Genomic DNA, 25,784 nt, shown 5'->3' with positions numbered 1-25,784 from the left:
CCCTACTCAGACTTGCGACAGCGTTGTGCTGCCCTGTGGCTCACGTCTGTGCACAAGCCCTGCACTGTCAAACAACCAGTACAGCAGTTTTGCCAGCAGCAGACAGAGACCGAAAACGACCATAAAAAACACCACGCGTGAGACGAACGAATCCAGCCCCTCGCGCGCCAGAACGATCATATTGAAAATGGCACCGAAACAGAAACTGTGCAAAACAGCGGCTTTGTAGCGGTTGGTCTCTTCGTTACCCAGCGTATATAGCCAGTCGAACCATTTTATTATCAACCCGACCGCGATCGCGCCCGGCAGGATAAACCACGTTCCGCCCATCACTACCAGCGAGCCAATCAGGGTTGGGGAAATCGCCAGGCCCGAATGGTTGTTCAGCACTTCCCAGGTAAAGTAGTTCGCCGTATTCAGGACAATACCGGGACGGTCGGGCCACAGCCACGTCGGTATAAAGACATAGAAATCGCGAACAATCGGCGCCAGCCCCTGGAATTCGATTTTGTCGTAGTTTTGCAGCAGTAAAGCCAGGTTTTCCCACGGAGAGAAGGTATCGCGCGTCAGATACAGGAAGGTATAAAACGCTTCGTCGCCGGCCACGTTCAGTCCGTAGCGCTTCAGCGCCAGCCAGAACATCCCCACAATGCCAAAGACGCCTGCCGCCGCCAGCATCCACAGCGAGATCCAGCCGCGAATAATGCCGATAAACAGGAAAATCGCGAAGGCGATAATGATGTTGGCACGGGTGCCGCCGACGATCATGTAGGTCAGAATGCCAAATGCGACGGTGCTGACCAGGAAGAACAGCCAGGCTTTACTGTCCTGACGCAGGAAAAAGACCACCAGCATCGCCGGAATGAAGAAATAGAAGAAACGCTTGAGCGCGACGCCGGAGACTTCGGCGGAGAAAATCTGGCTATAGGACTGCAACTTAAACAGTAAAAAGCCGTTATGCATGAAGAAAATCGCCACGCTGACGAGGGCGATGGTCATCAGCATAACCCACGTCAGATGGGTTTCTACCCGGTTCATGGTAAACAGCGGACGACGGGGTGTGGTGTCTTTCGCCGCGCGCAGGCGCGTTTTATAGGTGACGTAATACACCGCGTAGAAGCAGGTCGCAGAGAGCAGCGCCTGCAACAAGATTTCCGGCGGAGCGACGCCCACATCAAAGCGGAACACGAGGATGCTGGTCAGCGGGAAGCCAAAGAAAAAGGTCAGCAAAAACAGCAGCGAGAAGAATACGTTGAAGTTAAAACGTACGCGCCGGAATTCAAACCAGGTGAGCGTGGCGATAAACAGCGTGCTCAGCAGCCAGACCACCAGCAAGCCGCTAAATTGCAACTGGCTCATGCGTTGTCTCCTGAAGCGATACGCAGCGCGCGGTGCCACGGCGTGAGGTAGTTCGGGCTGAAAAAGTCGATGCTATTTTTATCCACCAGCGTGAGCTGACGCTGCGCTTCCCGTACCACCTCGACATTAAGCGTGTCAGAGGTAAACAGCACCGGAATATGCTGTTCGGCCATGTCCTGCCAGAACGGGTTTTCGCGGTTGAGCACGCACGGTACGCCCGCCTGAATCAGCAGACACAGCGTACCAATCCCCTGCTGACGGGCAAAGATGAAATAGCCCAGATCGCATTTTCGCAGCAGCGCGAGATAGTCATCAAATTCCAGCTTATCGCTGAGAATGTGCAGATTTTCCGCGCTAAACAGCGCAAGCCCCTGCTGGCGAACTTCATCGATGTAGGCGTCGTTATTGGCGGGATAGCCCATTGGCACCACCACGTTCACCGTATCGCCAAACTGCTGATGCACCGCCCGCAGCGCCGCGACATGCTCGTTACTGCGATCGCCGGAATTTCCCACCAGGATAGTCAGTTTGCCCTCACGAACCGCGTCATTCGCCATGGTATTCAGTGCCGGATCCATACGGGTCGGAAAATAGAGCAGTTCCCCGCGAACCTTCGGGTGCTGTTTAGCAAAATAGTTGAGGTCGCCACGGGTAGCAAAAACGCAGCCCACGCGCGCCTGCGCCAGACGACGCAGCGGATAGAAAAGACGGAACTTCCAGCCGTGGGAGACTTCGTAGAGATCCGCTCCCCAGATATGCCAGCTGAACTGGGAAGGTTTTATCCCGCCGCTTAACAGCGCCAGCCACAGCCCGGTATTGAATTGTCCGTGGAAGAAGAAACGCTGGCTTCGGTCCGCTTTGGCTTTCGCGACAACGGCTTTGGTCAGGGCCGCTTTGTCTGGCCAGAAGGTGATGTGCAATGCCGGACACGCCGCGCTCAGGCCGTTATCGCGTCCAACGACCATAAACTCGCGCGCATCGGGCGTGCCGGATGCCAGTTCATCGTTGAAGAACCGCAGAACGGTCTGGTTATGATGCGGGATATCCGATCCCAGTATGTGTATCAGTGCAGTCATGCGCGTTTACGCCAAAGTAAAAATACGCCGCAACAGGCAGCGAAATAAACGATATAAGTTGCCATATAGGCCTGAGCCGCCCCCAGCGCACCGTGGGTGGGGATCAGCCAGTGAGAGAATGCCGTCAGCAGCGCAAACTGGCCGATCTCTGCCAGGATATACAACCGCAGCGAAGCCTTCGCAATCACCAGATAGCCGAAAACGTATGCCCCCACTTTCAGCACATCGCCGACCAGTTGCCAGGCAAACAGATCGCGCATGGCGGTAAACTTCGCCGAAAACAGCAGCCAGATGGCGAAATCACGCAGTAACCAGACGGTAAAGCTGGCGATCGCAACCGCCGGCAACACAAAACGCAGGGAGCGAAAAATCTCGCGGGTAATATCCTGCCTGGAAGTCAGGCGCGATAAGGTTGGCAGTAAATAGACGCTAAAGGAAGCCGTAATAAATTGGAGGTAAGCATCTGAAATGCTGCTCACGCCCTGCCAGATCCCCACTTCATCCCAGCTGTAATGCGCTGCCAGCAGGTTTCGCATCATCACGTAGGCAACGGGAAGCGTTACCGAAGTGATGAGCGCCATCAGGGTAAACTTTCCTAGCTGCCCCGCCAGCATCTTGTCCCACTGCGGTTTCAGGTAATTCAGCGGGACATTGCCTCTGCGCATCAGCATAAACGCTGCCGGAATGACAACGAGCGCAGGCACCAGCGCCAGCCCCAGCAGTGCGCCTTCATAGCCGCCCAGCCGATAGCAAAAGTAGTAGGCGATAACGCCGATGATGCTGCCGAGGATCAGCGCCAGCGCATTCCCGGCGGCATCACGGAAGCCTTTCATCAGCGCCAGCAGCAGGTTTGCCCAGGCGATGCCCATCTGAACGAGCGCCACCAGGCGCACCAGCCCCTGATAATGCGTGTGTCCGAATAGCCCCTGGCTGATGGGTGCCGCCGCCAGCAAAAAGACGACGGCCAGCAACGTAGAGAAGCCCAGCACCATAGCAGAGGAGGTGCCCACCACCGTGCGGAGCTTTTCGGCATCGTCATGATGCTGCGCGACGTATTTGGTGACGCCATTGAATATCCCGGCCCCCGCCAGCACGCCAAGCACCGTGACCAGCTGGCGGAAGTTCCCTGCCAGCCCAACGCCTGACGGACCAAATGAGACGGCCAGCAGCTTGACGACCAGTAACCCGGCGCCAATTTTTACAAGCGTGGACGCTGCCGTCCACACCGACGCTTTTGCCAGAGACATATCAGGCGAAATAACTCAGAAGCGAATTGATCACCGTACGCTGGTTCACCGGCGCGAGGTTGTAGAACAGGGGCAGGCGGAGCAGACGTTCGCTCTCTTTGGTGGTGTAGCGGTCTTCACCGGCAAACATCCCGAAGGCTTCGCCCGCCGGGCTGGAGTGCAGCGGAATATAGTGGAATACCGCCATAATTTCCGCCTCTTTCAGCCAGGCAATCAGCTTGCTGCGATCGTCGTTATCGCGCAGCTTGATGTAGAACATGTGAGCGTTGTGGATGCAGTCTGCCGGAATAGTCGGCAGTTCAATACGTCCGGCTTTTGCCAGCGGCTCCAGCGCGTCGTAGTAGGTTTGCCACAGGGAGAGGCGTTGCAGATTGATTCGCTCTGCCGCTTCCAGCTGCGCCCAGAGATACGCGGCCTGCAAATCCGCCATCAGGTAGCTTGAGCCGATATCGCGCCAGGTGTACTTATCCACCTGACCGCGGAAGAACTGGCTGCGGTTGGTCCCTTTTTCACGGATCACTTCCGCACGCTCCACCAGGGCACGATCGTTAATCAGCGTCGCGCCGCCTTCGCCGCCTGCGGTGTAGTTTTTGGTTTCGTGGAAGCTAAAGCAGCCGATATGACCAATGGTGCCCAGCGCGCGCCCTTTGTAGGTGGACATCACGCCCTGCGCGGCGTCTTCCACCACAAACAGGTTGTGCTTTTTAGCGATGGCCATGATGGTGTCCATCTCACAGGCCACGCCCGCGTAATGCACCGGCACAATCGCCCGCGTTTTATCGGTGACCGCCGCTTCAATCAGCGTTTCGTCGATGTTCATAGTATCCGGACGGATATCCACAAACACGATTTTCGCCCCGCGCAGGACAAACGCGTTCGCCGTGGAGACGAAGGTGTAGCTCGGCATGATCACTTCATCGCCGGGCTGGATATCCAGCAACAGCGCCGCCATCTCAAGCGATGCGGTACAGGACGGCGTCAGCAGTACCTTGGCACTGTGAAAACGTTGCTCCATCCACTGCTGGCAGCGGCGGGTAAAACCGCCATCGCCACAAAGCTTGCCGCTGCCCATAGCAGACTGCATGTAATCAAGTTCAGTGCCCACAACGGGAGGCGCGTTAAATGGAATCATCTTGTCACCTGTATAACCAGTAGGCGGTGGCGTCGATGCTGGCACCACTCGCAATATAACGTTTAAGCGCAGCGGTGTTGCCCATCTGGGTTGCGACCCGCAGCGTCGATACCTGTTGTTGCTCCGCCCAGTGCAGCGCCGCCTGCATGAGTTTCTCGCCCATGCCGCGCCCGGCTAACAAACCGATGCGCGCCTCGTGCTCGTTGAGCCTGCGAAGCGAAACAAAACCCTGAATCTGCCCCCCGGCAGTACGGAACACCAGACAGACGTGGTCAAACGTGCCTTTGACCGCATTCTCTATCCACTGGGCATAAAAGCGGCCGCAGTCATCGGGCGCATACCAGGGCGCCCGGAAACGGCTCTGAGCGAAGGCCAGCGCCGCCATCTTGCGCAGCGCGGGGATATCCTGCTCCGTTGCAATTTCCGCGCCCGGTGAGGCGTGGAGAGCCACGGTAACAGAGAGATCAACCTCACCCTCGACCAGCCGGAATCCGTGCTGCTGGAGGGCGTCCAGCAGATCGGCGCGGTCCGCCGGGATCTTAGCCTGTACGCGCTGCCAGGCGCTGAAGTCTGCTTCCTGCAACGCAGGGGCATTGTCGCGCAGACGCACTATCGCTGAGGGACGCGCAAAGAATGCGCTTTCCCACTCAAGGGACTCCAGCACGCCGTTGAGGATACTCAACGCCACACGCCTTTGGTATCAACAACATACTGCTGACGTACGGCATCACCGGAAACCGCTTTGAACGCATTGTGATCCACCAGCAGCACCAGCACATCCGCCGTCGCCAGCGCGTCATCCAGGGCGGTAAGGGTGCAGTGACCGGCAAGTTTTGCCGGCAGCGCATGAATATTCGGCTCAACCACCAGCGTTTCACCGCTGTGCCAGGCAGCGATCATTTCGGCAATTTCCATCGCCGGGCTTTCGCGCAGATCGTCAATATTCGGTTTGAATGCCAGACCAAAGCAGGCAATTTTCAGCTCACTGGCGCGTTTGCCGCTGTCGGCCAGGCAATCCGCGACCGTGGCTTTGACCTGGTTGATGACCCAGTGCGGTTTGTGGTCGTTTACTTCGCGTGCGGTGCGAATCAGGCGTGCCTGTTCCGGGTTCTGCGCCACGATAAACCACGGATCGACCGCGATGCAGTGCCCACCCACGCCCGGCCCCGGCTGAAGGATGTTCACGCGGGGGTGACGGTTAGCAAGGCGAATAAGTTCCCAGACGTTAATCCCCTGATCGGCGCAAATCAACGACAGTTCATTCGCAAACGCGATGTTAACGTCGCGGAAGCTATTTTCGGTCAGTTTGCACATCTCGGCGGTGCGGGAGTTGGTCACCACACATTCGCCTTCAAGGAAAATTTTATACAGCTCGCTGGCGCGCGCGGAGCAGACTGGCGTCATGCCGCCAATCACGCGGTCATTTTTAATCAGTTCCACCATCACCTGGCCGGGCAGTACGCGCTCAGGGCAGTAGGCGATATTGATATCGGCCTGGTCGCCCGCCTGCTGCGGGAAGCTAAGATCGGGACGCGCCTCGGCCAGCCACTGCGCCATCTGCTCGGTAGCCCCAACAGGTGAAGTGGACTCAAGGATAACCAGCGCCCCTTTCTTCAGCACAGGCGCAATGGATTTTGCCGCCGCCTCGACGTAAACCATGTCAGGCTCATGATCGCCTTTAAAGGGCGTTGGAACCGCAATCAGGTACGCATTGGCTTCTACCGGCGTGGTGCTGGCGCGCAGGAAGCCACCGTCCACCGCCTTTTTCACCACACGATCGAGATCGGGCTCCACGATATGAATTTCGCCACGGTTGATGGTTTCCACCGCGTGCGCGTTGATATCTACGCCAACGACCTGCTTTTGACGAGAGGCAAAGGCCGCCGCAGTAGGCAGCCCGATATAGCCAAGACCAACAACAGAGATGGTAGAAAAACTCATAGCGTTACCCGATTGTGTTTAAGTGCGTGCAAAATACGACCACAAGCCTGCCCGTCACCGTACGGATTGTGGGCCCGGCTCATCGCCTGATACTCTTCATCGTCATGCAGTAAGCGCGTGACCTCTTCGACAATACGACGCGGATCCGTTCCCACCAGACGCACGGTACCGGCAGTAACCGCTTCCGGGCGTTCGGTGGTTTCACGCATCACCAGTACCGGCTTACCGAGGGAGGGCGCCTCTTCCTGAATGCCGCCAGAATCGGTCAGGATCAGCCAGGCGTGGTTCATCAGCCAGACAAATGGCAAATAGTCCTGCGGCTCGATCAGAAGCACGTTTTCCACGTGGCCCAGGATACGGTTGACCGGTTCGCTGACGTTCGGGTTGAGGTGCACCGGATAGACAATCTGCACATCATCGTTCTGCGCGGCGATTTCAGCCAGCGCGTGGCAAATTTGCTCAAAGCCACGGCCAAAGCTTTCGCGGCGGTGGCCCGTCACCAGAATCGTTTTCTTGCCGTTGTTCAGGAACGGATAGCGCGCAGCAAGTTCTGCCTGAAGCTCGCTGTTAGCCAGCACGCGGTCACGCACCCAAATCAGCGCATCAATGACCGTATTGCCGGTGACGAAGATCTTGCTGTCGCTGATATTTTCGCGCAGCAGGTTCTGACGTGAGTTCTCGGTTGGCGCAAAATGGTACATCGCCAGGTGACCGGTGAGCGTACGGTTGGCCTCTTCCGGCCACGGGGAATAGAGATTGCCGGTACGCAGACCCGCTTCAATATGACCAACGGGGATACGCTGATAGAACGCGGCCAGGCTGGTCGCCACGGTGGTGGTGGTGTCGCCGTGCACCAGCACCACATCCGGCTTGAACGACTCCAGAATAGGCTTTAATTCTTGCAGAATACGGCAGGTGATTTCCGTCAGTCCCTGTCCCGGTTTCATTATATTGAGATCGTAATCCGGGACGATAGAAAAGAGGGTTAAGACCTGATCGAGCATCTCACGGTGCTGGGCAGTCACGCACACTTTCGCTTCAATATCAGGATCTCTGGCCAGCGCATGAACCAGAGGCGCCATCTTGATGGCCTCCGGCCTGGTGCCAAATACGGTTAGTACTTTCACATCGATTCTCTTCGATTAGACGATGAAGGCCGCAGCCTTCATCGTAGACGGCGTTCTTAGTTTGTGCGGCGACGCAATAACGCTACGCCAGCGCCAGTCAGTGCGCCCACAATCCCCCACATGATCATCAGGAATGCGCGACGCGGACTATCGCGTTTTACAGGCTCTTCAGGCGTTCTTAAATAACGATAGGTCTGAAAACGCGGGTCCAGCGTTGGACCGACGTTGAGCGTATTGAGCATGGCGCGGTTTTGGTCGTAATCAAGGTCAAAGTCAGGACCAACGGCCTGGATATTTTCCAGACGAGCCTGAAGCATTGGGCGACCAAGAAGGAACATTTCTGAATCCGGGAGTTCGTCAGCCGGAACATCCGTTTCGCTACGGGAAATATTGTGCTGTTCCGCAATCTTCAGCGCCTGCTCAATATTATGTACGCGACGGGCGAAGATGGCCTTAGCGACCTCTTCCTGGCGTTTGACCTGCGCTTTCATCTGAATAGTACGCGCAGCCCAGGCGCCTTTCAGCTCGTCATTCAGATGACTGGCCGCGCGCTGGCTGGCAAAAGCAACGTACTGACGCAACAGGTTATTGGCGTCCGGCGCCGTTTCCGCAATCAGCTTCACGCTGTCGCTAACGTTACGGAGCACATCGCCAGGCATAAACTGAATGTTATTAATCAGGTCATCCAGCAGCGCGGCATCCGCTTTGCTGTTACCGACCATGCGCTGCTTGTAGTAGTCCGTCTGGGACCAGAAATCGCGACGTGTATCCCACGACGCCAGCTGCATCACAAACTCTTTGTAGGATTCATCCATCACCGAAGCCTGATCCGGGGTCGCCAGATTGGCCTTGATATCAAGATTACGCAGGAATTGCTGCTGGGAGTAGTAGCCTCCAAGCATATTCACCGTTGGTCGGTCTGTGATCGCCGTGGCGCTCCACTCTTGTTTTGCAAAGAAGGTGTAGGCAAGCGCTAACAGCGCGAACCCCAGGGCAATCCCCACAATCCACAGTTTGCCCTGCCATAACACGCGAAACAAACCACGAATATCCAGCTCGTTCTCAGTGCCCACTGATTTCGCTCCCGCCAACGGTTGAGTCATCATAGTCCCGGTTTTACTTAGTTAATGTTGTGTTTTTGCCACTGTTCCGACGCATCCTGCGTTTTAAACGTTTAATAAAACGCGCGACTTTCCATGCACGCTTGATGCAGTAACCGTACATGAAAAATGCTAGCAAGAATAATACCAACATTACCCATTCAGGAATGAAATGTGCGTATTCCGCGGCAACGCCAATCGCAGCCAGAATAGCAGCCGCAAGCGTAATCAACACAAATGCCTGACGAGACGTGAAGCCGGCGCGCATAATCAGGTGATGAATATGCTGCCGATCGGGAGAAAACGGGCTCATCCCTTTACGCAGACGGCGGTACATAATAGCGACCATGTCCATCAGCGGGATGGCGATAATCCAGAGAGCTGTTACCGGGCTGATAGGGTGCGTTTTACCCTGCGTGGTCTCCAGCAAGACCCAGATAACCGTAAAGCCAATCAGGGTACTGCCCGCATCGCCCATAAAGACTTTATAGCGACGCCCTAACACACCCAGGTTCAGGCAGATGTAAGGCAGGATGGCGGCAATCATGGCAAAGCACCACATTGACAGGCTGTACTGGCCGTCAAACCATAAAATGATGCCGATAGCGCCAAACGAAACAGAGGACAGCCCACCGAGCAGACCGTCTATACCGTCAACCATGTTAAAGGCGTTGATAGCCGCCCACACGGCAAACAGCGTCAGGAAGAAGCCGAATGGCCCAAGCACCAGCTCCCAGGGACCAAACACGTAGCCCAGGCTTCTGAGATAGAGGCCGCCTACCACCATCATAATGATGCCAATGGCCGCCTGTACCGTCGCGCGGAACTTCACGCTGATATCAAAACGATCATCAAGGGCGCCGACCAGTACCAGCACACCGGCACATGCCAGGTAGAGTGCGGCATGGGGGATATAGTAATCCGCGATCCCGAATGTGAAACAGATGCCTGCGTATACCGAAATGCCGCCCACCAGTGGAATAAGCCCCTGATGACGTTTACGGAAGTTCGGTTTGTCCACTAACCCAATTCTTTTTGCTACCTTGCGCGCAATGAACAAAAAACAGGTTGTGAATAAAAAAATACTGATCAGCTCAGTTACAGCAGTGAGTAGATTCACAATGGATTGCTCTCAACAAATGTTAGTCCCGGAAGTATAACCATGAAGCCTCTGCCTCAGAAGGATTAAAGATGGCTCATCACAACTCCCTTTGTATGTTTTTCAATCAATTATTTCTTTGACTGTGCAAACCTTCTTATTGTCGCACCGACAGGTCTAAATTGGGAGTGTGTGGTAATAGCGTATAGTCCATAAATAAAAAACGCCACGTAAAAACGTGGCGTTTACTGGGATTATTTGCGTTACGAGCGTTTCATCATGTCGAAGAAATCGTCGTTCGTTTTGGTCATCGCCAGTTTGTTAATGAGGAATTCCATTGCGTCGATTTCGCCCATTGGATGGATGATTTTACGCAGGATCCACATTTTCTGAAGCTCTTCCTGAGTGGTAAGCAGCTCTTCTTTACGGGTACCGGAACGGTTGTAGTCGATCGCCGGGAAGACGCGTTTTTCTGCGATTTTACGAGAAAGGTGCAGTTCCATGTTGCCTGTACCTTTAAACTCTTCGTAGATAACTTCGTCCATTTTGGAGCCGGTATCGATCAGCGCCGTCGCGATAATGGTCAGGCTACCGCCCTCTTCCACGTTACGCGCCGCACCGAAGAAACGCTTCGGACGATGCAGGGCGTTAGCATCCACACCACCGGTCAGTACTTTACCGGAAGCCGGCACCACGGTGTTGTAGGCACGCGCCAGACGGGTAATGGAGTCGAGCAGGATGATCACGTCTTTCTTGTGCTCAACCAGGCGTTTCGCCTTCTCGATGACCATTTCCGCAACCTGAACGTGGCGAGAAGCTGGCTCGTCGAAGGTAGACGCAACCACTTCCCCTTTCACCAGACGCTGCATCTCGGTCACTTCTTCCGGACGTTCGTCAATCAGCAGCACCATCAGCACACAGTCTGGATGGTTGTAAGCAATGCTCTGCGCGATGTTTTGCAGCAGCATGGTTTTACCGGCTTTTGGCGGCGCCACAATCAGACCACGCTGGCCACGACCAATTGGCGATGCCAGATCCAGCACACGAGCGGTTAAGTCTTCAGTAGACCCGTTACCACGCTCCATGCGCAGACGAGAGTTAGCGTGCAGCGGCGTTAAGTTCTCGAACAGGATCTTATTGCGGGAGTTTTCCGGTTTGTCGTAGTTAACTTCGTTAACCTTCAACAGCGCAAAGTAGCGTTCACCCTCTTTTGGAGGACGAATCTTACCTGAAATGGTGTCACCAGTGCGGAGGTTGAAACGGCGGATTTGGCTAGGGGATACGTAGATGTCGTCAGGGCCGGCGAGGTAGGAGCTGTCTGCGGAGCGGAGGAAACCAAATCCGTCTTGCAGTATCTCCAGCACACCGTCGCCAAAGATATCTTCGCCACTCTTAGCGTGCTGCTTCAGGATGGCGAAAATGATGTCCTGCTTGCGCATACGAGCCTGGTTTTCCAGTCCCATATTTTCGCCGAGAGTGATCAGCTCAGAAACCGGCGTATTCTTTAATTCGGTAAGATTCATAATGGTGTGGGTTCTTAAACTCGGGGTGATTCTCGAACTTAATGTTGTGAATGGTATGGCAGGGTCATCCATGCCTGTTTAGCGGCCATCACCTCATGTCTGTTCGCTGTCTGGTCACAGGGAAAGAACGCAGAACTGAAACGACAAGACGGATTGAGTGACAAGCCCGGAATCTAGCAACTTCACGCACTGTTTAAGTTAACAACGGGAAGTATCGGGTAAAACAAGATTCAAACAACAAGATATGTTTAAAACGTAGTCATAGCTAACTTAGCACGACTAAAGCCGGGCGTCCAGAGCTCGCCGTTAATTAGGCGCTCTGGACGCTCAGCTGAGAAACCTTACGCCAGGTTAGCGTCCAGGAACTCTTTCAGTTGACCTTTGGACAGTGCGCCCACTTTGGTCGCCGCCACGTCACCGTTCTTGAACAGCAGCAGGGTCGGGATGCCACGGATACCGTATTTTGGCGCGGTGCCCGGGTTCTGGTCGATGTTCAGCTTGGCAACGGTCAGTTTGCCCTGATATTCGTCAGCGATTTCATCCAGAATCGGAGCGATCATTTTGCAAGGACCACACCATTCAGCCCAGAAATCAACGAGGATCAGCCCGTCAGCTTTAAGTACGTCCGTGTCAAAACTGTCGTCAGTCAGGTGAATAATTTTATCGCTCATATATAACTCCACAGGAATAAGCCTGGTACGTTGGTTTTGTCTCCACCAACGACGTGTTGATGTCGCATTAACCAACTAAAGGTTGACTTTATTTCACCGGATACGCTTTCGTAAAGCAATAGTAAGCTGATATTCTACCACACTATGAGCAAAACACATTTAACAGAACAGAAGTTTTCCGACTTCGCCCTGCACCCAAAGGTGATCGAAGCCCTTGAAACTAAAGGGTTTCATAACTGCACGCCCATTCAGGCTCTCGCCCTGCCGCTGACGCTGGCCGGTCGCGACGTTGCAGGGCAGGCGCAAACCGGTACTGGCAAAACGATGGCGTTTTTAACGTCAACGTTTCATTATTTACTTTCTCACCCGGCGATTGCAGACCGCAAAGTTAACCAGCCGCGCGCGCTAATTATGGCCCCGACGCGAGAACTGGCGGTACAGATCCACGCAGACGCTGAGCCCCTGGCGCAAGCCACCGGCCTGAAACTTGGCCTGGCCTATGGCGGCGACGGCTACGATAAACAGCTGAAAGTGCTGGAAAGCGGCGTCGATATCCTGATTGGGACCACAGGCCGTCTTATCGACTACGCCAAACAGAACCATATCAACCTCGGCGCAATCCAGGTCGTGGTGCTGGATGAAGCAGACCGTATGTACGATCTGGGCTTCATTAAAGACATCCGCTGGCTGTTCCGCCGTATGCCTGCGGCAAACCAGCGTCTGAACATGCTGTTCTCCGCAACCCTGTCATACCGCGTACGTGAACTCGCATTCGAGCAGATGAACAATGCGGAATATGTGGAAGTAGAACCGGAGCAGAAAACCGGGCACCGCATTAAAGAAGAGCTTTTCTATCCTTCTAATGAAGAGAAAATGCGCCTGCTGCAAACCCTGATCGAAGAAGAGTGGCCGGATCGCGCGATTATCTTCGCGAACACCAAACACCGCTGTGAAGATATCTGGGGTCACCTGGCGGCAGATGGGCACCGTGTGGGCCTGCTGACCGGCGACGTGGCGCAGAAAAAACGCCTGCGCATTCTCGACGAATTTACTCGTGGCGACCTTGATATTCTGGTCGCGACCGACGTGGCGGCCCGTGGCCTGCACATTCCAGCCGTGACGCACGTCTTTAACTATGACCTGCCAGATGACTGTGAAGACTATGTACACCGTATCGGTCGTACCGGTCGTGCCGGCGCAAGCGGTCACTCCATCAGCCTTGCGTGTGAAGAGTATGCGCTGAATCTTCCGGCCATTGAGACCTACATCGGTCACTCTATTCCACAGAGCAAATACAATCCGGACGCGCTGTTGAGCGAGCTGCCGCCACCTAAGCGCCTTACCCGTCCACGCTCCGGCAATGGTCCGCGTCGTTCCGGCGGTGCACCGCGTAATCGTCGTCGTTCAGGTTAAAAAATATGCTCAGCTCCACCTCGCTTTATGCGGCAATTGATCTCGGTTCGAATAGTTTTCATATGCTGGTTGTGCGCGAGGTGGCGGGAAGCATACAAACGCTGACGCGCATTAAGCGCAAGGTCCGCCTCGCGGCGGGCCTGAGCAGCGATAATCACCTCTCCCCGGAAGCCATGGAACGTGGCTGGCAGTGTCTGCGTCTGTTTGCAGAACGTTTGCAGGATATCCCGCTCAGTCAAATTCGCGTTGTTGCCACGGCGACCCTTCGTCTGGCGGTTAACGCTGGCGATTTCATTGCCAGAGCACAGGAAATTCTGGGCTGCCCGGTGCAGGTCATCAGCGGTGAAGAAGAAGCGCGTCTGATTTATCAGGGTGTGGCGCACACGACCGGCGGCGACGATCGTCGTCTGGTGGTCGATATCGGTGGCGCCAGTACCGAACTGGTCACGGGCACAGGCGCGCAGGCGACGTCACTGTTCAGCCTGTCGATGGGCTGTGTGACCTGGCTGGAACGCTACTTTACCGATCGAAACCTTGCCAAAGAGAATTTTGACGAGGCGGAAAACGCGGCGCGTGCGGTCCTGCGCCCGGTCATGGACGAACTGCGCTATCACGGCTGGAAAGTGTGTGTCGGCGCGTCCGGAACCGTTCAGGCGTTGCAGGAAATCATGATGGCACAGGGAATGGACGAGCGGATCACGCTTGCCAAACTCCAGCAGCTTAAACAGCGCGCCATCCAGTGTGGTCGTCTGGAAGAGCTTGAAATAGAAGGGCTGACGCTCGAACGCGCGCTGGTTTTCCCCAGTGGGCTCGCCATTCTGATCGCCATTTTTACTGAACTGAATATCCAGTGTATGACCCTGGCAGGCGGTGCGCTGCGCGAAGGTCTGGTCTACGGAATGCTGCACCAGTCGGTCGATCAGGACATCCGTAGCCGTACGCTGCGTAACGTTCAGCGCCGCTTTATTGTTGATATCGACCAGGCACACAGAGTGAGTCAACTGGCGTCACTGTTTGCCGATCAGGTGAAAAAAAGCTGGGATATTGAACCGTTAAGCCGCGATCTGCTCCTAAGCGCCTGTGCGCTACATGAAATTGGTCTCAGCGTGGAGTACAAGCAGGCACCGCTGCACGCGGCCTGGCTGGTGCGTAATCTCGATTTACCGGGCTATACGCCCGCCCAGAAGAAGCTGCTGGCCACCCTGCTGCTAAATCAGACTAACGCCGTCGATCTCTCTTCCCTTCACCAGCAGAACGCTGTACCGCCGCGCGTGGCGGAGCATCTGTGTCGTCTGCTTCGCCTGGCGATCCTGTTTGCCAGCCGGCGTCGTGATGATTTGCTGCCAGCCATTACGCTGGCGGCAGACGATGAGAAACTGACGCTGACGCTACCGGAAAACTGGCTTGAGGATCATCCGCTTGGGGCGGAACTGATTGAGCAGGAGTACCAGTGGCAGAGCTATGTGCACTGGGCGCTTGATGTGAAGTGACCCTTTGAAGCGTGCCGGGTGGCGGCTTCGCCTTACCCGGCCTGCAAATAGTTATCCCTTCTCTTTGGCTTTTGCCAGCATCGCGCGAATGTTTGCCACGTTTGCCTGCCCTTTGTGCATACGCTCTTCAGCGGTAATGACTTTACGCTCCTGCTCCCAGATAAGATCGTCCTGAGGCAACTCCAGCAGAAAACGGCTCGGCTCCGGGCGCACCAGCTCACCATACTGACGGCGCTCTTTGCACAGCGTAAACGTCAGCTCCTTCTGCGCACGAGTGATCCCCACGTAGGCCAGACGGCGCTCTTCGTCAACGTTATCTTCATCAATGCTGCTCTGGTGCGGCAATAAGCCCTCTTCCATCCCCACCAGATAGACATAGGGGAACTCCAGCCCTTTCGAGGCATGTAACGTCATTAGCTGAACCTGATCGGCCTCTTCTTCGCTTTCGCCGCGCTCCATCATATCGCGCAGCGTGAAGCGGGTGACCACCTGCGTCAGGGTCATGGGCTCGTCAATCTCAGATCCTTCAAGCATTTCGGTCATCCAGCTGAAGAGCTGGTTAACGTTTTTCATCCGCATCTCGGCTGCTTTCGGGCTGGCAGAGGTTTCATACAACCAGGATTCGTAATCAATGCCGTGGATCAGATCGCGTACTGCCGCCACAGGCTCGCGCTCTGCCAGACGCTGCACCTCACCCAGCCAGTGGGTAAAGCGGGTTAAGGCGTCATAGCCGCGCCCGGTCAGGGTCTGGCTCAGCCCCATATCGAAGCTGGCGGTGAACAGGCTTTTGTTGCGGGTCATCGCCCATTCACCCAGCTTTTGCAGCGTCGCAGAGCCGATCTCGCGTTTCGGCGTATTCACGATGCGCAGGAAAGCGCTGTCGTCATCCGGGTTGGTCAGCACGCGCAGATAGGCCAGCAGATCCTTGATTTCCGGACGCGAAAAGAACGACGTACCGCCGGAGATTTTGTAGGGAATGCGGTTCTGCATCAGCATCTTTTCAAAGACGCGAGACTGGTGATTTCCGCGATAGAGGATCGCGTAATCCTTGTATTCAGTTTTGTTGACGAAGTGATGGGCAATCAGCTCGCCCGTTACGCGCTCCGCTTCGTGCTCTTCGTTGTTGGCGCTGAGCACTTTCAGCTCGGTACCGTAACCCAGTTCGGAGAACAGGCGCTTCTCAAAGACGTGCGGGTTATTGGCAATCAGGATGTTCGCCGCCTTCAGGATACGCCCGGAAGAACGGTAGTTCTGCTCCAGTTTAATCACCTGCAACGCCGGGAAGTCTTTGCTCAGTAGCACCAGGTTTTGCGGACGCGCGCCACGCCATGAGTAAATCGACTGATCGTCATCGCCTACGACGGTAAAGCGTGCACGCTGCCCTACCAGCAGCTTCACCAGCTCGTACTGGCTGGTGTTGGTATCCTGGTATTCATCCACCAGCAGGTAACGAATTTTGTTCTGCCAGCGCTCGCGTACCTCTTCATTCCGCTGAAGCAGCAGCGTCGGCAGCAGGATCAGATCGTCGAAATCCAGGACGTTGCAGGCTTTCATATGCGCGTCGTACAGTCCGTAGCAGTGGGCAAAGATGCGGTCGCGCTCGCCTTTGGCGCTTGCCGCTGCCTGGGCCGGCGTCATCAGATCGTTTTTCCAGTTCGAGATCGTCGAGATCAGCTGTTGCAACAGCACTTTGTCATCTTCGATCAGCCCTTCCGTCAGCTCTTTAAGCAGCGCCACCTGGTCGGTGTCATCGAAGAGAGAAAAGTTGGACTTCATGCCCAGCGCCGCGTATTCGCGCTTGATAATATCCAGACCCAGCGTGTGGAAGGTGGAGATCATCAGCCCGCGCGCCTCTTTACGGCCCAGCGTCTGGCCGACGCGCTCTTTCATCTCACGCGCCGCTTTGTTGGTAAAGGTGACCGCCGCGATATGGCGCGCCTGGTATCCACAACCCCGAATTAAGTGGGCGATTTTGTTGGTGATCACGCGTGTTTTACCGGATCCCGCTCCCGCCAGCACCAGGCAGGGTCCGGTGACGAATTCGACAGCTTGTTGTTGTCCGGGGTTTAAACGCATAAATGGTCACTCAATGAAAGTCGGGAGAGGAGGAAAAACGCGTGGTAGTATACCGATCGTAAACTAGTCGACTCAAGGCACGATCATGGCAAAAACAGCAGCAGCACTGCATATCCTTGTTAAAGAAGAGAAACTGGCACAGGATCTGCTCGAACAGATTAAAAACGGCGCCGACTTCGGCAAACTGGCGAAGAAACACTCGATTTGCCCGTCAGGCAAACGCGGTGGTGACTTAGGCGAGTTCCGCCAGGGCCAGATGGTCCCGGCGTTTGATAAAGTGGTCTTCTCCTGCCCGGTGCTGGAGCCAACTGGCCCACTGCACACACAATTCGGCTATCACATTATCAAAGTGTTATACCGCAACTAATCAAAAGCCCGGTGCATTGACTCACCGGGCTTTTTTATTTAGGTGTTCCGGCGTTCAGATACCGTCGCCGTATTCGAAGGTGTGATGAATACCGTTGAAGTGCTGATCCATATCCATTGACGGCTTATCGCTGTCTGGCTTACCGACGATGCGCGCCGGGACGCCAGCGGCGGTGGTGTGCGGCGGTACAGGCTGGAGCACAACCGACCCCGCGCCAATCTTCGCGCCGCGTCCGACTTCAATATTGCCGAGGATTTTAGCGCCCGCGCCAATCATCACCCCTTCACGAATTTTCGGATGGCGATCGCCGCTGGTTTTACCGGTACCGCCCAGCGTAACGGATTGCAGGATCGACACGTCATCTTCGATCACCGCCGTTTCACCAACAACAATGCCGGTGGCGTGATCGAGCATAATCCCGCGGCCAATTTTCGCCGCCGGGTGAATATCGACCTGGAAGGTCACGGAAACCTGGTTTTGCAGGAAGATGGCCAGCGCGCGGCGTCCCTCATTCCATAACCAGTGGCCGATGCGGTACGCCTGTAAGGCATGGAAGCCTTTGAGATACAGCAGCGGCGTGGAATATTTATCCACCGCCGGGTCTCGCGTGCGCACAGCCTGGATGTCGCAGGCGGCAGAAGCAATCATCTCCGGATCTGCGGCGTAGGCCTCTTCCACCACCTCGCGAATCGCGATAGCAGGCATGATAGGGGAAGCCAATTTATTGGCGAGCATATAGCTCAGGGCGCTGCCGAGATTTTCGTGCTTAAGTAGCGTCGCGTGATAGAAACTGGCCAGCATGGGCTCACAGTCGGCCAACGCTCGGGCTTCGGCTTTAATATTATTCCAGACGATATCCAGTTCTTCACACGGCATTGCTTGCTCCAGACGATAGTTAATGACCAGCCAGTTCTGCGCTGGCTGGGTCATTCAGGTGACGATACTTCCCGGCTAATTGCTGCTGCGCTCGTCCTTGCGCGCACGACCTAATAAGGTCAATGCTGCCTCGCGCGCATTTTTTCCGCAATACAATACCTGATAAATTTCCTCGGTTATTGGCATTTCAACACCGAAACGGTGCGCCAGTTCGCGAACTTCTTTGGTATTGCGATAGCCTTCAACCACCTGACCAATCTTCTCCTGCGCGCTTTTTACATCGCTGCCCTGTCCGAGCATCATGCCAAAGCGGCGGTTACGCGACTGGTTATCGGTGCAGGTCAGCACCAGGTCGCCCAGCCCTGCCATTCCCATAAAGGTGGCCGGATCGGCACCCAGCGCTTCGCCCAGGCGGGACATTTCGGTCAGGCCACGGGTGATCAGCGCAGTACGCGCATTCGCGCCGAAACCGATGCCGTCAGACATCCCGGCCCCGATGGCAATGACGTTCTTCACCGCGCCGCCCAGCTGCACGCCGATAAAATCGGGGTTGCTGTACACGCGGAAGCTTTTGCCGCAGTGCAGCAGTTGCTGAAGATCGTCGGAAAATGCCTGGTCGGTGGACGCCAGCGAAATCGCCGTCGGCAAGCCCGCAGCCAGCTCTTTGGCAAACGTCGGCCCGGAGATCACCGCCAGCGGGATCGCTGTTCCCAGCGCTTCGCGGGCAACGTCCTGCAACAGACGTCCGGTTTCCGCTTCCAGCCCCTTCGTCGCCCACACAATACGCGCATCCGCACGCATCAGCGGCTTAATCTGACGCAGGACTTCGCCAAACACATGGCTTGGCACCACAATCAAAATATTGCGGCTGGCCGCCAGCGCGGTCGCGAGGTCGCTTTCCAGATACAGGGAGTCAGGGAACGGAACGTCCGGGAGAAACGCCACATTGCAGCGGTCGTGTTGCAACGTCGCGATATGTTTTGGATCGTGGCCCCACAGGACCACGTCGTGACCATTTCTTGCCAGGGTGATGGCAAGAGCGGTGCCGTAAGAGCCGGCACCGATCACAGTCATTGACGCATTAACAGTGCTCATCAGGCATCCTGATGTTGTTCGGTACCTTCGCCAGCCTGCTGCTGTAGATAGTTCATGAACAGCGCATCAAAGTTTACTGGCGCAAGGTTCAGTTGCGGGAATGTACCGCGAGAAACCAGGCTGGTGATGCATTCACGGGCATACGGGAACAGGATGTTCGGGCAGTATGCACCCAGGCAATGCGCCATCTGGTTGCCTTCGATGCCGCCGATGGAGAAGATACCGCCCTGCTGAACTTCGCACAGGAATGCGGTTTCTTCGCCCAGAGAGGCGGTCACGGTGACACGCAGTACGACTTCATACACATCATCCGCCAGCTGGGTGGATGCGGTATCCAGATCAAGTTTAACCTCTGGCTGCCAGTCTTTCTGGAAAACGTGCGGCGCATTTGGCGCTTCGAAAGAGACATCCTTGGTGTAGATGCGCTGGATCTGGAAAGTCATCTCGGTGTTGTTTTGTTCTGACATGGAAAAACCCTTTTTAATTGTCCTAAAGTCTCTAGCTCAGCAGCGGATCGAGTCCGCCACGAGCGTCGAGCGCATACAAGTCATCACAGCCGCCAATGTGCTGCGCATCAATAAAAATCTGTGGAACCGTTGTGCGACCACTGCGTTGGATCATCTCTTCGCGTTTAATCGCGTCACCATCGATCGGCAGTTCCTTGAACGTTACGCCTTTGCTGGACAGCAGCGCTTTCGCTCGGTGGCAGAACGGGCACGTTGCTTTGGTGTAGATCTCAATATTGGCCATCACTTAACTCCTTATTTACCGCGCACTAAAGGAAGATTCTCCCCGCTCCAGCCGGAGATGCCTTCTTTCAGCACCGTTACGTTTTCAAAGCCTGCTTTATGCAGTGCGCTGGCAGATTCCTGCGCCTGCATGCCAGTGCCGTCAACAACAATAATCGGCTGGGCTTTATGCTTCTCCAGCTCACCAATGTTGTTCGCTTTAATTTCCGCGGGCAGCAGGTTGATAGCACCTGCGATGTGGCCCTTGCGGAAATCGTCGCGCTGACGCAGATCGACAACCACGGCGTCCTCTTTGTTGATCAGACGTGTCGCTTCACCGCGGGTGATCACCTTAATTTTAGACGTCAGTCCCTTAAATGTGGTGAACAGTACAGCGACCAGCAGGCCAATCCACGCGATGCTCAGAACCGGGTGGCGGCTAACGAATTGCATAATTTCTTGCATGGGGGGTAACAACTCCCGACTAAGTGATTAAAAAAACCAGGACAGGAGTATACCTGTGCGCTGTGGCAAATACAGCCAGCGACATAAAGCTAATCTATTTTCTGCGGCATGCCACGTAAAAAAAGCCTCAAAATGGCCTGAGAACAGCATTGCCCCCGCGCTTTCTTTGATCTTCTGCGGCTATTTTATCGATTCAGCTGTAGTAAAATTACGCAAATTTTTTGTCTCTTGAGCATGAGGTTGTCGCAATGTCGGTTTCTAAAAAACCTATGGTACTGGTGATTCTGGATGGCTATGGCTACCGTGAAGATCAACAGGATAACGCCATTTTCAACGCCAAAACCCCGGTTATGGATGCGCTATGGGCAAAACGTCCCCACACCCTGATTGATGCGTCTGGCCTGGAAGTGGGTCTGCCGGATCGTCAGATGGGCAACTCTGAAGTGGGTCACGTTAACCTGGGTGCGGGCCGTATCGTTTACCAGGACCTGACGCGCCTGGACGTTGAAATCAAAGAACGTACATTCTTTGCCAACCCAACGCTCACCGGAGCGGTTGATAAAGCCGTTGCCGCAGGCAAGGCCGTTCACATTATGGGTCTGCTCTCTGCGGGCGGCGTTCACAGCCACGAAGATCACATCATGGCGATGGTAGAACTGGCCGCCGAGCGCGGTGCGGAAAAAATCTATCTGCACGCCTTCCTGGATGGTCGCGATACGCCGCCACGCAGCGCAAAAGGTTCTCTTAAAGCGTTTGAAGATAAATTTGCCGCACTGGGCAAAGGCCGCGTGGCGTCCATCGTTGGCCGTTACTATGCCATGGACCGCGACAACCGCTGGGACCGCGTTGAGCAAGCCTATGATCTGCTGACCCTGGCAAAAGGTGAGTTCCAGTTCCCGACCGCCGTTGAAGGCCTGGAAGCGGCTTACGCGCGTGATGAAAACGACGAATTTGTGAAGGCAACCGTGATCCGCGCTGAAGGCCAGGCCGATGCCGCCATGGAAGATGGCGATGCGCTGATCTTCATGAACTTCCGTGCTGACCGCGCGCGCGAAATCACCCGCGCCTTCGTCAACAGCGATTTCGACGGTTTCGCCCGTAAGAAAGTGGCGAAGATCGATTTCATCCAGTTGACCGAGTATGCAGCGGATATCAAAGCCCCATGCGCGTATCCACCCGCTTCCCTGGAAAATACCTTCGGCGAGTGGATGGCGAAAAACGATAAAACGCAGCTGCGCATCTCCGAAACTGAGAAGTATGCGCACGTGACCTTCTTCTTTAACGGCGGCGTAGAAGAGCCGTTTAAAGGCGAAGACCGCATCCTGATTAACTCGCCGAAAGTCGCCACTTACGATCTCCAGCCAGAAATGAGCTCTGCGGAGCTGACCGAAAAACTGGTGGCCGCGATCGAAAGCGGTAAATACGACACCATCATCTGTAACTATCCGAATGGCGACATGGTGGGCCACACCGGCGTGATGGAAGCAGCCGTTAAAGCTGTTGAAGCGCTGGACCACTGCGTTGAGCAGGTCGCGAAAGCGGTTGAATCCGTGGGCGGCCAGCTGCTGATCACTGCTGACCACGGTAACGCAGAACAGATGCGTGATCCGGCAACCGGTCAGGCGCATACCGCCCATACCAACCTGCCTGTTCCACTGATTTATGTAGGTGATAAATCAGTGAAAGCTGTGGAAGGCGGCAAGCTTTCCGACATCGCGCCAACCATGTTGTCGCTGATGGGTATGGAAATCCCTGAAGAGATGACTGGCAAGCCGCTGTTCATCGTGGAATAATCGCTCCCCATGAGGGGAAAGGCGATTTTTTCAATCACATGGGTCGTGAAGCCGCTTCGGTTATCAGTCAGACCTCTGCTTTGCGCCAGCGCACTCAGCGCTGGCGTATTGCTGTGCGCCGCATCCGCCCATGCGGATGACCGCGATCAGCTTAAATCCATTCAGGCCGATATCGCCGCCAAAGAGCGTGCGGTACGTCAGCAGCAACAGCAGCGCGCCACCCTGCTCGCCCAGCTTAAAAAGCAGGAAGAGGCCATTTCCGCCGCCGCGCGTAAGCTGCGTGAAACACAAAACACCCTTGCCCAGCTCAATAAGCAAATCGATGAAATGAACGCGTCGATTGCGAAACTGGAGCGTCAGCGCGATGCCCAGGAGCGGAACCTTGCTGCACAGCTTGATGCTGCTTTCCGTCAGGGTGAGCACACAGGCCTTCAGCTGATCCTCAGCGGCGAAGAGAGCCAGCGTGGTCAGCGTTTACAGGCCTATTTCGGCTATCTAAACCAGGCGCGTCAGGAGACCATTGCGCAGCTGAAACAGACGCGCGAAGAAGTCACCACGCAAAAAGCCGAGCTGGAAGAGAAGCAGAGCCAGCAGCAAACGCTGCTCTACGATCAGCAGGCGCAGCAGGAGAAGCTTGAGCAGGCGCGCAATGAGCGTAAGAAGACGCTCGCCGGGCTGGAGTCCTCTATCCAGGCAGGACAAAGCCAGCTGAGCGAAATGCGCGCCAACGAATCCAGACTGCGTAACAGCATTGCCCGGGCAGAAGCCGCGGCCAAAGCGCGCGCCGAAAAAGAAGCGCGCGAAGCGCAGGCGGTGCGTAATAAGCAGCAGGAAGCCTCCCGGAAAGGCACCACCTACAAACCGACTGAAAATGAACGTTCCCTGATGTCGCGTACCGGCGGCCTCGGCTCCCCGCGTGGTCAGGCTTACTGGCCCGTTCGCGGTACGATCCTGCATCGCTATGGCGAACAGTTGCAGGGTGAGCTACGTTGGAAGGGGATCGTTATCGGTGCGTCTGAAGGTAGCGAAGTGAAAGCCATCGCCGATGGCCGCGTGATCCTGGCCGACTGGCTACAGGGTTATGGGCTCGTGGTGGTGGTTGAACACGGTAAAGGCGATATGAGTCTTTACGGCTACAACCAGAGCGCGCTGGTCAGCGTTGGCACCCAGGTGCGCGCGGGTCAACCCATTGCCCTTGTGGGCAGCAGTGGCGGTCAGGGCCGCCCGTCACTCTATTTCGAAATTCGTCGTCAGGGTCAGGCGGTCAATCCACAGCCGTGGTTGGGAAGATAGGTTTTGCTTCAATTTCGTCGAATTGTTGTTTCCGTAGTCAGCGCACTGGCGCTGGCTGCACCGGTTTATGCAGGCAAACTCGCGATTGTGATTGATGACTTCGGTTATCGACCACACTATGAAAATCAGGTGCTGGCGATGCCGTCAGCCATCTCTGTCGCCGTCCTGCCTAATGCGCCTCACGCGCATGAAATGGCGACCAAAGCGCACAATGGCGGCCATCAGGTCCTCATCCATCTGCCGATGGCCCCCCTCAGCAAGCAGCCGCTGGAAAAAGATACCCTGCGCCCGGACATGAGCAGCGACGAGATCGATCGCATCATCCGCGATGCGTACAATAAAGTGCCGTATGCCGTGGGTCTGAATAACCATATGGGCAGCGCGATGACCTCCAGCCTGTACGGTATGCTGAAAGTGATGCAGGCGCTGGAGCGTTACAATCTCTATTTCCTCGACAGCATGACCATCGGCAACAGCCAGGCGATGCGTGCCGCTCAGGGGACGGGGGTAAAAGTCATCAAGCGCAAAGTATTCCTGGACGACTCCCAGAACGAAGCGGATATCCGCGTGCAGTTTAACCGCGCGGTACAGCTGGCGCGCCGTAACGGTTCGGCGATTGCCATTGGGCATCCGCATCCGTCTACCGTTCGCGTTTTGCAGCAAATGTTGCCGGGCTTACCCGCCGATATTACGCTGGTGCGTCCGAGCGATCTGCTCAATGAACCTCAGGTGGATACTTCTCGTCCGGGTAGCGCGCAACCACCCGCAACGCAGCCGCGTAATCCATTCCGCGGCGTGAAGAACTGCACGCTGAAACAGCCGCCTGAACCGGTCTATGCAACCCGCTTCTTCTCGGTGATTGGCGAAAGCATCAGCAGCAGTACACTGGTTAAATACGTCCAGCAACAGTGGCAGGGTTGGGGAAAAAAAGCCTGATCGGCTAACGCCTATTCTGCCAGATAAGAGTCCGACTGCTCTTTTGCAACGGACTCTCTCTTTTCCCGATCCTGATACCAGGCCTTGAAATACTTCAAAAAACTGTACGCCGTGGCATAAAACCCTGTCACCACACCTACTTTGCCCTGACGCCACGCACCGCTAAACAGATACCATTTGAAAAATGCGCCAATAGCGCTGATCGCGCCGCGACCAAGAGAGGGACGTATCGTCTGATATTGAACCAGGCGAGTGGTATATCCGTTTAATTTATTAAAAAGTTCATGCAGCGAATAAAACGTATCATGTCTGACATAACCTGGAATACGTTCAGAACGGAGAAAACCTTCAACCTGATCGTCTACTGGCCGGTTATTAAATCGCGACTGCGAACGGTTAAAAAGACGCACCGGATAATCCGGTGATGAGACGGGATAAATCGTTCGGACATTTTCTCCCAAAACAAACCAGTGACGACATATCCGCCACGCCATATCCGGTTCGGGTTCATCGCCCATTTTTAATTTTAAAATAGCATCAACGGTTTCTTGATCGAGTATTTCGTCACTGTCCATGCACAGCACCCAGTCGTTGTGCGCATGGGATACGGCATGGTTCATCTGCTCGCCGTGCCAGCTATATTTTTTGAATATGGGCGACAATCCATAACTCTGGCAAATATATATCGTCGAGTCTGTACTTCCGGAATCCACTATAACGAATTCATCTGCTATTTTTAAAAGAGGAGGAATAACATCGTGCAACGTTCTTTCGGAGTTAAACGTTAATAAGCAGACCGTTATTTTAAACATATTTTCACTCTCTCAATAACAACATAAAATTTTTGCACTCATACTATCGAATTGAGAAGAGGCGATTAAAGTCTTAAATCGCACTTTTAAAATAAGCGTGTTTAAAACCTTTGCTTATAAAAAGGCAAATGAATACAAAAAATCTATTTTATTTCAGTAAATTCT

General features: G+C 55.1%; 24 protein-coding genes. 6 read left to right on the top strand and 18 right to left on the bottom strand.

Features of this window, described 5'->3' with window-relative positions; genetic code table 11:
* Positions 1-6: 6 nt before the first annotated feature.
* From wzyE to trxA, 11 genes are all read right to left on the bottom strand, one after another.
* Entirely contained in the window at positions 7-1,359 is a 1,353-nt protein-coding gene (gene wzyE, locus ACWKXX_RS13125; protein WP_017693948.1) for an ECA oligosaccharide polymerase, read from the bottom strand.
* Positions 1,356-2,435 (bottom strand): TDP-N-acetylfucosamine:lipid II N-acetylfucosaminyltransferase, encoded by a 1,080-nt coding sequence (locus ACWKXX_RS13120; protein ID WP_017383596.1) that lies wholly within the window; start codon positions 2,433-2,435, stop codon positions 1,356-1,358. Before ACWKXX_RS13120 ends, wzyE begins: the two co-directional genes overlap by 4 nt.
* Positions 2,432-3,682 (bottom strand): lipid III flippase WzxE, encoded by a 1,251-nt coding sequence (gene wzxE / locus ACWKXX_RS13115; protein ID WP_017383597.1) that lies wholly within the window; start codon positions 3,680-3,682, stop codon positions 2,432-2,434. Before wzxE ends, ACWKXX_RS13120 begins: the two co-directional genes overlap by 4 nt.
* Position 3,683: 1 nt before the next feature.
* Complete coding sequence (gene rffA / locus ACWKXX_RS13110; RefSeq protein WP_015570019.1) at positions 3,684-4,814, bottom strand: dTDP-4-amino-4,6-dideoxygalactose transaminase; 1,131 nt, start codon at positions 4,812-4,814, stop codon at positions 3,684-3,686.
* 4 nt (positions 4,815-4,818) lie between these two features.
* Positions 4,819-5,496: a dTDP-4-amino-4,6-dideoxy-D-galactose acyltransferase gene (rffC, locus tag ACWKXX_RS13105; RefSeq protein ID WP_045341205.1), complete on the bottom strand. Its 678-nt coding sequence runs from the start codon at positions 5,494-5,496 to the stop codon at positions 4,819-4,821.
* On the bottom strand, positions 5,493-6,755 hold the full coding sequence (gene wecC / locus ACWKXX_RS13100; RefSeq protein WP_261665830.1) for a UDP-N-acetyl-D-mannosamine dehydrogenase: 1,263 nt from the start codon (positions 6,753-6,755) through the stop codon (positions 5,493-5,495). The genes rffC and wecC overlap by 4 nt, the downstream gene beginning before the upstream one ends.
* Complete coding sequence (gene wecB / locus ACWKXX_RS13095) at positions 6,752-7,882, bottom strand: non-hydrolyzing UDP-N-acetylglucosamine 2-epimerase (protein WP_045343866.1); 1,131 nt, start codon at positions 7,880-7,882, stop codon at positions 6,752-6,754. Before wecB ends, wecC begins: the two co-directional genes overlap by 4 nt.
* Positions 7,883-7,938: 56 nt before the next feature.
* On the bottom strand, positions 7,939-8,985 hold the full coding sequence (gene wzzE, locus ACWKXX_RS13090) for an ECA polysaccharide chain length modulation protein (RefSeq protein ID WP_017693953.1): 1,047 nt from the start codon (positions 8,983-8,985) through the stop codon (positions 7,939-7,941).
* A 13-nt stretch (positions 8,986-8,998) separates the two neighbouring features.
* Positions 8,999-10,102 carry a UDP-N-acetylglucosamine--undecaprenyl-phosphate N-acetylglucosaminephosphotransferase gene (gene wecA / locus ACWKXX_RS13085; RefSeq protein ID WP_001050933.1) on the bottom strand — a complete coding sequence of 368 codons (1,104 nt, stop codon included), beginning with the start codon at positions 10,100-10,102 and terminating at the stop codon, positions 8,999-9,001.
* Between the two features lie 242 nt (positions 10,103-10,344).
* Complete coding sequence (gene rho, locus ACWKXX_RS13080; protein WP_001054528.1) at positions 10,345-11,604, bottom strand: transcription termination factor Rho; 1,260 nt, start codon at positions 11,602-11,604, stop codon at positions 10,345-10,347.
* Between the two features lie 341 nt (positions 11,605-11,945).
* The gene (gene trxA, locus ACWKXX_RS13075; protein ID WP_006812392.1) at positions 11,946-12,275 is read right to left on the bottom strand and encodes a thioredoxin TrxA; all 330 of its coding nucleotides are present in this window, start codon (positions 12,273-12,275) and stop codon (positions 11,946-11,948) included.
* Between the two features lie 144 nt (positions 12,276-12,419).
* Between trxA and rhlB the strand changes: the two genes are divergently transcribed.
* A complete protein-coding gene (gene rhlB, locus ACWKXX_RS13070; RefSeq protein WP_006812393.1) occupies positions 12,420-13,688 on the top strand; it encodes an ATP-dependent RNA helicase RhlB in 1,269 nt (422 codons plus the stop codon).
* A 5-nt stretch (positions 13,689-13,693) separates the two neighbouring features.
* Positions 13,694-15,178: a guanosine-5'-triphosphate,3'-diphosphate diphosphatase gene (gene gppA / locus ACWKXX_RS13065; RefSeq protein ID WP_017383602.1), complete on the top strand. Its 1,485-nt coding sequence runs from the start codon at positions 13,694-13,696 to the stop codon at positions 15,176-15,178.
* Positions 15,179-15,229: 51 nt separating this feature from the next.
* Here gppA and rep read toward each other — a convergent pair whose 3' ends face one another.
* Positions 15,230-17,254, bottom strand: a complete 2,025-nt coding sequence (rep, locus tag ACWKXX_RS13060) for a DNA helicase Rep (protein ID WP_015570023.1) — start codon at positions 17,252-17,254, stop codon at positions 15,230-15,232.
* Positions 17,255-17,339: 85 nt separating this feature from the next.
* Between rep and ppiC the strand changes: the two genes are divergently transcribed.
* Complete coding sequence (gene ppiC, locus ACWKXX_RS13055; protein WP_006812396.1) at positions 17,340-17,621, top strand: peptidylprolyl isomerase PpiC; 282 nt, start codon at positions 17,340-17,342, stop codon at positions 17,619-17,621.
* Positions 17,622-17,675: 54 nt separating this feature from the next.
* On the opposite strand, the gene cysE is transcribed toward ppiC, so the two are convergent.
* The 5 genes from cysE to ACWKXX_RS13030 all read right to left on the bottom strand — a co-directional run bounded on the left by cysE (position 17,676) and on the right by ACWKXX_RS13030 (position 20,785).
* A complete protein-coding gene (gene cysE, locus ACWKXX_RS13050; protein WP_022646641.1) occupies positions 17,676-18,497 on the bottom strand; it encodes a serine O-acetyltransferase in 822 nt (273 codons plus the stop codon).
* A gap of 75 nt (positions 18,498-18,572) precedes the next feature.
* Positions 18,573-19,592: an NAD(P)H-dependent glycerol-3-phosphate dehydrogenase gene (gene gpsA, locus ACWKXX_RS13045; RefSeq protein ID WP_006812398.1), complete on the bottom strand. Its 1,020-nt coding sequence runs from the start codon at positions 19,590-19,592 to the stop codon at positions 18,573-18,575.
* Complete coding sequence (gene secB, locus ACWKXX_RS13040; RefSeq protein ID WP_014168079.1) at positions 19,592-20,059, bottom strand: protein-export chaperone SecB; 468 nt, start codon at positions 20,057-20,059, stop codon at positions 19,592-19,594. The genes gpsA and secB overlap by 1 nt, the downstream gene beginning before the upstream one ends.
* 31 nt (positions 20,060-20,090) lie before the next feature.
* Positions 20,091-20,342 carry a glutaredoxin 3 gene (gene grxC, locus ACWKXX_RS13035; RefSeq protein WP_003860837.1) on the bottom strand — a complete coding sequence of 84 codons (252 nt, stop codon included), beginning with the start codon at positions 20,340-20,342 and terminating at the stop codon, positions 20,091-20,093.
* 11 nt (positions 20,343-20,353) lie between these two features.
* The gene (locus ACWKXX_RS13030; RefSeq protein WP_017383604.1) at positions 20,354-20,785 is read right to left on the bottom strand and encodes a rhodanese-like domain-containing protein; all 432 of its coding nucleotides are present in this window, start codon (positions 20,783-20,785) and stop codon (positions 20,354-20,356) included.
* A 248-nt stretch (positions 20,786-21,033) separates the two neighbouring features.
* Here ACWKXX_RS13030 and gpmM point away from each other — a divergent pair, with 248 nt between their 5' ends.
* The 3 genes from gpmM to ACWKXX_RS13015 are packed head-to-tail and all read left to right on the top strand — an operon-like array spanning position 21,034 to position 24,807.
* Complete coding sequence (gene gpmM, locus ACWKXX_RS13025) at positions 21,034-22,578, top strand: 2,3-bisphosphoglycerate-independent phosphoglycerate mutase (RefSeq protein ID WP_017383605.1); 1,545 nt, start codon at positions 21,034-21,036, stop codon at positions 22,576-22,578.
* A 33-nt stretch (positions 22,579-22,611) separates the two neighbouring features.
* On the top strand, positions 22,612-23,871 hold the full coding sequence (gene envC, locus ACWKXX_RS13020; protein ID WP_026094345.1) for a murein hydrolase activator EnvC: 1,260 nt from the start codon (positions 22,612-22,614) through the stop codon (positions 23,869-23,871).
* 3 nt (positions 23,872-23,874) lie between these two features.
* The gene (locus ACWKXX_RS13015) at positions 23,875-24,807 is read left to right on the top strand and encodes a divergent polysaccharide deacetylase family protein (protein ID WP_017383607.1); all 933 of its coding nucleotides are present in this window, start codon (positions 23,875-23,877) and stop codon (positions 24,805-24,807) included.
* An 11-nt stretch (positions 24,808-24,818) separates the two neighbouring features.
* Here the strand turns inward: ACWKXX_RS13015 and ACWKXX_RS13010 are convergent, their stop codons facing one another.
* Entirely contained in the window at positions 24,819-25,619 is an 801-nt protein-coding gene (locus ACWKXX_RS13010; RefSeq protein ID WP_261665833.1) for a glycosyltransferase family 2 protein, read from the bottom strand.
* Positions 25,620-25,784: the final 165 nt, after the last annotated feature.

This window comes from Enterobacter sp. UPMP2061, assembly GCF_053709615.1.
The sequence above is the reverse complement of the archived record's forward strand: the minus strand, read 5'-3'. Positions and strand labels throughout refer to the sequence as shown.